2 protein-coding genes are annotated in these 1,498 nt (G+C 64.6%); one reads left to right on the forward strand and one right to left on the reverse strand.

The window, feature by feature from the left end:
- Window positions 1-153 precede the first annotated feature (153 nt).
- Window positions 154-1,056, forward strand: coding sequence for a LysO family transporter (locus tag BN1132_RS05720; protein WP_042075835.1), 903 nt, complete (start codon window positions 154-156; stop codon window positions 1,054-1,056).
- A 91-nt stretch (window positions 1,057-1,147) separates the two neighbouring features.
- On the opposite strand, the gene BN1132_RS05725 is transcribed toward BN1132_RS05720, so the two are convergent.
- Window positions 1,148-1,498 (reverse strand): amidohydrolase family protein (locus tag BN1132_RS05725; protein ID WP_042075837.1); only part of this gene is annotated, 351 nt, incomplete at its 5' end.

Raw genomic sequence — 1,498 nt, forward strand, 5'->3', positions numbered from 1 at the left:
CCCCGGACCTTGCCCCTCCCCTCCCTCCTCAAAAAAACATAACAATGTTATAAAAAAGGCCCGTATGGGGCACTCAAACACCGGGATATGTGACACAGACGCAACAAGTCGTGATAAGGTGCCGTTTCTCCCAGTTTTGTGACCGAGGCCCCGATGTTGCTCAATGTGTTGCTGATCCTGCTGCCGCTCGTGATCGGCTATCTGATCCCCCTCTCCTCCACCCGGCTGGTCAAGCTGGTCAACCAGTCGCTGGGCAAGATGGTCTATCTCATCCTGTTCCTGATGGGGCTGGGGCTCGCCTACGTGGAGAACCTCGGCAGCAACCTGGCGGTGATCTTCAAGGTGGCCGGCATCATGCTGACCGCCATTACCCTGTGCAACCTGCTGGCCCTCTGGTGGCTGGACAGGCGCAGCCCACCCACCCACGAGGCGAGCGACGGCAAGATGCCGAGCAAGCTTCACCTCCTGTGGGAATCCCTCCAGCTCTGTTTCGTGGTGCTGGGGGGCGTCCTGCTGGGGCAGCTGGTGGACCTGCGCGCCCTGCCCATCGACCGCTTGAGCGAATGGGCCCTGATGCTGCTGCTGCTGCTCATCGGCATCCAGATGCGCAACTCCGGCATGCACCTGCGCCAAATCCTGCTCAACCCCTGGGGCATGAAGATCGCCGCCACCGTCATCGTCAGCAGCTGGCTCGGCAGCCTGCTGGCCTCACAACTGCTGGGCATGCCCTTTGCCCACGGGCTGGCCATGAGCTCCAGCTTCGGCTGGTACTCGCTCTCCGGCATCCTAGTGGCGGACAAGCTGGGCCCCGTGCTGGGTTCGGCCGCCTTCATCAACGATCTGGGGCGCGAGCTGATCGCCATCCTGATCATTCCCATCCTGATGCGCCGCCACCCCTCCGCCGCCATCGGCTACGGTGGCGCCACGGCGCTGGACTTCACCCTGCCGGTCATCCAGAAGTCCGGCGGCATCCAGGTGGTGCCGGTGGCCATCGTCTCCGGCTTCCTTCTGAGCCTGCTCGGCCCCATCCTGATCCTGGGGTTCCTGGCCATCTGACCGGGACACACACCGCAAAAAACGAAGCCCGGCACCCATGCCGGGCTTTTTGTATGTTAACGGAGCTGAAGAGATCCGGCTCATGCGCCACTCAGGCTCGCCACTGGCCGCCGCTCATGACCCTTTCTATGGCGAGGGTCTCGGGGTCGATGAGCAGCAGATCCGCGTCCTGCCCCACCCCCAGGGAGCCCTTGCCAGTCAGCCCCAGCGCCCTGGCCGGGTTGGCCGTCACCACCGCCAGCGCGCTGGCAAGGGGCACGCCGAGGGCACAGGCCCGGGTGCATTGCTGCCACAGGCTCCCTATCTGGCCGCTGCGCAGCTCGATGAGGCGCCCCTCGCCGTCGAAACGCGGCAGGCTGGCGTTGGCATCCGAGCTGAAACTGATGCGATCCCAGGGCACGCCGGCCGTCAGAAGCCCCACCAGGGCATCCGCCGCCAGCTG

Origin of the sequence: Aeromonas sanarellii (genome assembly GCF_000820085.1) — a bacterium.
Classification (GTDB): Bacteria; Pseudomonadota; Gammaproteobacteria; order Enterobacterales; family Aeromonadaceae; genus Aeromonas; species Aeromonas sanarellii.

Excerpts from the sequence above, each read along its gene's own strand:
- BN1132_RS05720 (WP_042075835.1), top strand. The coding sequence starts at position 154 with ATGTTGCTCAATGTGTTGCTGATCCTGCTGCCGCTCGTGATCGGCTAT.